Source organism: Massilia sp. P2_C2 (assembly GCF_056404615.1).
In genome coordinates this window covers 1-5,261 of the sequence record NZ_JBFUDR010000371.1, presented here as the reverse complement: position 1 = coordinate 5,261, position 5,261 = coordinate 1, and the positions used below count along the sequence as shown (strand labels likewise).

At 68.2% G+C, this 5,261-nt stretch carries 7 protein-coding genes; all 7 read left to right on the top strand.

What is annotated here, in order from left to right:
* A partial coding sequence (locus AC1DYX_RS27325; RefSeq protein WP_477264750.1) for a FliG C-terminal domain-containing protein occupies positions 1-523 on the top strand: 523 nt, incomplete at its 5' end.
* Entirely contained in the window at positions 520-1,221 is a 702-nt protein-coding gene (gene fliH / locus AC1DYX_RS27320; RefSeq protein ID WP_477264748.1) for a flagellar assembly protein FliH, read from the top strand. The genes AC1DYX_RS27325 and fliH, both read left to right, overlap by 4 nt.
* Positions 1,218-2,534, top strand: coding sequence for a flagellar protein export ATPase FliI (gene fliI, locus AC1DYX_RS27315; protein WP_477264746.1), 1,317 nt, complete (start codon positions 1,218-1,220; stop codon positions 2,532-2,534). The genes fliH and fliI overlap by 4 nt, the downstream gene beginning before the upstream one ends.
* Complete coding sequence (fliJ, locus tag AC1DYX_RS27310) at positions 2,531-2,983, top strand: flagellar export protein FliJ (protein WP_477264744.1); 453 nt, start codon at positions 2,531-2,533, stop codon at positions 2,981-2,983. The genes fliI and fliJ overlap by 4 nt, the downstream gene beginning before the upstream one ends.
* Before the next feature lie 14 nt (positions 2,984-2,997).
* On the top strand, positions 2,998-4,419 hold the full coding sequence (gene fliD, locus AC1DYX_RS27305) for a flagellar filament capping protein FliD (protein ID WP_477264742.1): 1,422 nt from the start codon (positions 2,998-3,000) through the stop codon (positions 4,417-4,419).
* Positions 4,420-4,429: 10 nt separating this feature from the next.
* The gene (gene fliS, locus AC1DYX_RS27300; protein WP_477264740.1) at positions 4,430-4,819 is read left to right on the top strand and encodes a flagellar export chaperone FliS; all 390 of its coding nucleotides are present in this window, start codon (positions 4,430-4,432) and stop codon (positions 4,817-4,819) included.
* Positions 4,812-5,150 (top strand): hypothetical protein, encoded by a 339-nt coding sequence (locus AC1DYX_RS27295; protein ID WP_477264738.1) that lies wholly within the window; start codon positions 4,812-4,814, stop codon positions 5,148-5,150. Before fliS ends, AC1DYX_RS27295 begins: the two co-directional genes overlap by 8 nt.
* Positions 5,151-5,261 lie beyond the last annotated feature (111 nt).

Genomic DNA, 5,261 nt, shown 5'->3' with positions numbered 1-5,261 from the left:
GCTGAACCTGGCGCGCCTGGAAGAGATCGACCGCGACCTGCTGGGCGAGCTGGAGGAACTGGTGCAGCGCTGCCTGTCCGCGCTGGACACCCAGAGCGCCAGCGTGGAAGGCGTGCGCCAGGCCGCCGAGATCCTGAACCGCCTGCCGAACAACCGTGCCACGATGGTCGAGCTGCTGCGCGCGCACGATCCGGACGTGGYCGCGCAGATCGAGATGTCGATGTACGACTTCTTCATCCTGTCGAAACAGACCGAGCAGACGATCACGCGCCTGCTCGACGAGATCCCGCTGGAGCAGTGGGCCATCGCGCTCAAGGGCGCGGAGCCCGCGCTGCGCCAGGCCCTGCTCGGCGCCATGCCGAAGCGCCAGGCGCAGAGCTTCGAGGACCTCATGAAGCGGTCCGGCCCCGTGCCGATGTCGCGCATCGTGCAGACCCGCCAGGAGATCATGGCCCAGGTCAAGGAGCTCGCCGACAACGGTGAGATCGAAGTCCAGCTGTTCGCCGAGGCGACCGCGGAATGAAGCAGTTCCGGCCCTACCACTTCCCGCCACTGGCGCAGTTCATCGCCGCCGGCGTGGCCAAGCGCGCCCAGTCGTCCTCGCCGTCGTCCACGACTTCGCCGGACGAGGACTGGCAGAGCGCGATCGCCGACGGTTATCGCCAGGGCCAGCGCGAGGGCTATGAAGTCGGCCTGGACGAAGGTCGTAACGACGGCTACGACGCCGGCCATGCGGAAGGCGTGGAGCGCGGCGTGGCCGAAGGCCGCCAGCAGGCGCTGACCGAGCTGGAACAGATGGCCAAGCCGGTCGACGCCATGCTGCGCAGCCTGAAAAAGCTGAAGACGGAGTTCCGCAACGCCCAGCGCAAGGAAGTCGTGGACCTGGTCGGCAAGATCGCCCGCCAGGTGATCCGCGCCGAGCTGGCCCTGCAGCCGGTGCAGATGCTGAACCTCGTCGACGAGGCGCTGGCCGCGATGCCGCCGACGCGCGACGAGGTCGAAGTCTTCATGAATCCGGAAGAACTCAAGCGCATCCAGGAACTGGATCCGAAGCGCGCGAAGAAATGGAACCTGATGGCCGATCCGACGCTGGACCTGGGCGAATGCCGCGTGCGCGCGGGCGACCATGAAGTGGACGCCGGCTGCCAGGGCCGCCTGGCCGCCTGCATGGCGCAGGTGCGTGACAGCCTCGACTCCTCCGCCACGGAGGACACCGAGTGAGCGCCCTGGCCGAAACCCTGCGCGCCCTGGAGATCAAGGCGCCGCCGGTGGCGACGCCCACCGGGCGCCTGGTCGCCGTGCAGGGCCTGTTGCTGGAAAGCGTGGGCTGCCGCCTGCACACGGGCCAGCGCTGCCGCGTCGAGACCGTCGACGGCTCCTGGCTCGATGCCCAGGTCGTCGGCTTTCGCGACAAGGTGACGTATCTGATGCCGTTCAAGCAGGCCGACGGCCTCGTGACCGGTGCGCGCGTGCTGCCGGCCACGGGCCCGTCCAGCATCCAGATCGGCCCGTCGTGGATGGGCCGCATGGTGAACGGCCTGGGCGAGCCGATCGACGGTCTCGGCAAGCTGGCAGGCGATTCGATCCTGCCGACGACGCCACCCAAGGTCAATCCGCTGAAGAAGGCCCCGGTGGAACAGCCGCTGGACGTCGGCGTGCGCGCAATCAATTCGATGCTCACGATCGGCAAGGGCCAGCGTGTCGGCCTGATGGCCGGTTCCGGCGTCGGCAAATCCGTGCTGCTCGGGACGATCACGCGCCAGACCGTGGCCGACGTGATCGTCGTGGGCCTGATCGGCGAGCGTAACCGCGAGGTGCGCGAATTCATCGAGAAGTCGCTCGGCCCGGAAGGCCTGAAACGCGCTGTCGTCGTCGTGGCGCCGGCGGACGAGAGCCCGCTGATGCGCGTGATGGCGACGGAACTGTGCCATGCGGTCGCGGCACACTTCCGCGACCGTGGCCAGAACGTGCTGCTGCTGTGCGATTCGCTCACGCGCTATGCGATGGCGCTGCGCGAAGTCGCGCTGTCGCTGGGCGAGCCGCCGGCCACGCGCGGCTATCCGCCGTCGGTGTTCTCGAACCTGCCGCAGCTGGTCGAATCGGCCGGCAACGGCGAAAACGAACAGGGCAGCATGAGCGCCATCTACACGGTGCTGGCGGAAGGCGACGACCAGCAGGACCCGGTCGTCGACAGCGCCCGCGCGATCCTCGACGGCCACATCGTGCTGACGCGCGAGCTGGCCGAACGCGGGCACTACCCGGCGATCGACGTGGCGCAATCCATCAGCCGCTGCATGGCGCAGGTGGTGTCGCAGGAGCACGCGCTGGCCGCGCGCAAGGTCAAGGCCGCGCTGGCGAAGCATGCGCGCGTGCGCGACCTGATCCCGCTCGGCGCCTACCAGCCCGGTGCCGATCCGGAGACCGACCGCGCCGTCAAGCTGCACCCGCATATCGAAGCGTTCCTGTGCCAGGGCACGCGCGAAGACGCGCCGTTCGCGGCCTGCGTCGACCAGTTGAAAGCGATGATGGCATGAGCAAGCGCGAGACGATCGTGAGCCTGGACACCCTCGTGCGCGTACGCAGCACCGAGGTCGAGCGCCTGCAGACGGCGCTGGCGAAAAAGGAAGCGACGCGTGCGCGCTACCAGGCCAGCGTGGAACGCCTGACGGAGTTGGCGGAAGGCAGCGGCCCGTCGGGCCAGCCGGCCGGCGCGCATGTGCTGTCGCCGGCGCTGGCCATCAACTGCGGCAATTACAAGCAGGCCGTGTTCGCCCTGGCGGACACGCACCGCACCGACCTGCAGCTGCACGAGGCCGACATGGCCGTCGCGCAGCAGAACCTGGCCCACGCCTGGACGAAGCGCGAGCTGCTGGGCAAGGTGCTGGAGCAGCACGAGGCCGCCTACGCGCGGGTGCAGGAGCGCACGCAGCGCAAGCGCGAAGACGAAATCGCCACGCAGTCGTGGCTGGCAAAGAACGCATAAGCAGGAGAACCGATATGGCAACGAGCACGATCACCGCCCCCACCTACGATCCGACCAGCACCGCCAAGGCTTTGGCCGACAAGTACATCAACGGTGCGCAGACCCAGCTGACCAACCAGACCAATACGGCGACCGCCACGGCCAAGGCCCTGTCCACGCTGGGCTCCGCGATCTCGGACTTCCAGACCGCGCTCGCCAGCATGGCCGGCATCGGCAAGTCAATGCTGGCCCAGAGCGCCGCCGTCTCGGATACGACGGTCGGCACGGCCACCGCCAAGTCGACGGCGCCCACCGGCACCTACAGCCTGTTCGTGCAACAGGTCGCGACCAGCAGCCAGGTCTCGTACAACAGCCTCGCGGACGGCGCGGCGCTCGGCGGCAAGCTGACGATCAACCTGGCGGACGAAGGCGCCGCCACCAACACGGCGCATTTCGACGTCAACCTGGACGCCACTGCGGACACGGACCACGACGGCAAGCTGAGCGTGCGCGAGCTCGCGGCCGCGATCAACGGCGCCAGCGGCAACACGGGCCTCGTCTCGGCCGGCGTGATCACGGTCAGCGGCACGCCGCGCCTGGTGCTGTCGTCGAAGAACACGGGCGTGGCCAACACCGTCTCGGTCGACGGCTCGAACGCCACCGACGCCGGCCTGCAGGCGGGCTTCGCGCCGGCGGCACGTACGATCGTCAAGAGTGCGCAGGATGCCATCGTCTGGCTCGGCGACCCGACCGATCCGGCCGCCACCAAGCTCCAGCAGGCATCGAACACGTTCACCAACATCGACGGCGTGGCGTTCACCGCGACCAAGGCCCAGGCACCGGGTTCCGATCCGGTCACGCTGACGGTCGGCAGCGACAGCAGCGGCACCGCGAAGAACGTGCAGGCCTTCGTCGACGCCTATAACAAACTCAAGTCGGCGCTCGACGGTCTGGTCACGGCGGGCGACCCCACGAACAACGTGGCGGCCGGCGCGTTCGCCCACGACTCCGGCGTCCAGGCCCTGCACGACCGCATGATTTCCCTGCTGCGCCCGGCCGGCATCCTGTCGCTGGCTTCCTACGGCATCACGGCTGCCCGCGACGGCACCCTGAGCCTGGATACGAGCCGTCTGCAATCCCAGCTGGCCGTCAACCCGACCGGCCTCGACACGCTGATCGGTAAGGCCAGCACGGTGACGCCGACGGGCATCGCAGGTTCCCTGAACACTTACCTGAACCAGTGGAGCAACGCCACCACCGGCCAGATCAAGAAACGTACGGACGCGAACACGAAGCTGCAATCGGACATGACCAAGCGCCAGACCGACCTCAACACCAAGTACGACGCGGCCTACCAGCGCTACCTGAAGCAATACACCGACCTGCAAGCCCTGCAGGCGCAGATGCAACAGAATTCTTCCATGTTCACTGCCCTGTTCAGCAGCTCCAACAACTGAGAGATTCGAGATGTCTTATACCGAAGCCTACAGCAGCTATCACGCCACCAGCCTGGACGCGCAAACGTCGCGCGCCTCGCCGATCGAGCTCGTGCTGGTGCTTACCGACGGCCTGCTCGACGAACTGGCGCGTGCGCGCGCCCACATCGTGGCCAAGCGCTACGAGCAGCGCGCCAACAGCATCAACAAATGCGTCGACATCATCAACGGCCTGTCCAGCTCCCTCGATTTCGAGACCGGCGGCCAGGTGGTGGCCAACCTCGCCAACCTGTACGACTTCTGCGTCACGCACCTGCATGGCGCCGGCATCAAGCAGGATCCGGCGATGGTCGACGATGTCGTCAGGGTCATGACGACCATCCGCCAGGGCTGGGCCGGCGTACAGGCACGCAATGGCTGACGCCATCGACCGTCAGGCGCGGCTGGCCCAGGTTGCCCGGTTGGGCGAGGCCATGCAGGCAGCCGCCGTGCGCGAAGACTGGGACGGGCTGGGCGAACACACCCGCGCGCTGTCTCCGCTGCTGCGCGCACTCGCCGCGCACGGTCCATGGAATGCCGCCGAACGCGTGCTGCTCGAACGCGTGCACGCGCAGCACGACGCGGCCGCGCTGCGTGCGAACGTCGCCGCGCGCGCGCTCGAACCGCGCCTGGAAGAGATGCGCGCCAACAAAGACGGCTGGATCGCCTACGCGCTCCACAACGACGCCGAACCAGGCGCCAACCAGGAATGACGATGATGCTCACTACCGTAAACCCGTCCACCCCGGCCCAGCCGGCCCGGCAAGCCAACGCTCCGGCCGCCGCCCAGGACACGCCGGCCGCCGGGGCGCCGGCCGCCGGAG

Coding starts and splice junctions, on each gene's coding strand:
- AC1DYX_RS27295 (WP_477264738.1), top strand. CDS start 4,812: ATGGCTGACGCCATCGACCGTCAGGCGCGGCTGGCCCAGGTTGCCCGG.
- fliH (WP_477264748.1), top strand. CDS start 520: ATGAAGCAGTTCCGGCCCTACCACTTCCCGCCACTGGCGCAGTTCATC.
- fliJ (WP_477264744.1), top strand. CDS start 2,531: ATGAGCAAGCGCGAGACGATCGTGAGCCTGGACACCCTCGTGCGCGTA.
- fliD (WP_477264742.1), top strand. CDS start 2,998: ATGGCAACGAGCACGATCACCGCCCCCACCTACGATCCGACCAGCACC.
- fliS (WP_477264740.1), top strand. CDS start 4,430: ATGTCTTATACCGAAGCCTACAGCAGCTATCACGCCACCAGCCTGGAC.